At 64.2% G+C, this 218-nt stretch carries 1 pseudogene; it reads right to left on the bottom strand.

From position 1 onward, the window contains the following. Positions 1-218, bottom strand: a pseudogene (locus DIE12_RS37850) (electron transfer flavoprotein-ubiquinone oxidoreductase); the annotation flags it as partial.

Below are 218 nucleotides of genomic sequence, written 5' to 3'. Positions count from 1 at the left end.
GCCCGCGCGCCGTACGACACACGCTTGCCGCCTTCCAGGAATGCGCGGATCGACGGGTGCGTCTTGTAGCGCTGGAATTCCTCGAACGGCGACAGATACGGGTTCGTGTAGCCGAGGCCGACCACGAAGCCGACCACGACCTGGTTGTTGTCCATGTGATACAGGAACGAGCCGCCGTAGGTGTCCGACTTCAGCGGCCAGCCGGCCGTGTGGATCAC

It is taken from the genome of Burkholderia sp. Bp9015 (assembly GCF_003853505.1).
Lineage (GTDB): Bacteria > Pseudomonadota > Gammaproteobacteria > Burkholderiales > Burkholderiaceae > Burkholderia.
Note: the sequence above shows the minus strand (reverse complement) of the source record. Positions and strands in the feature narration are given on the sequence as shown.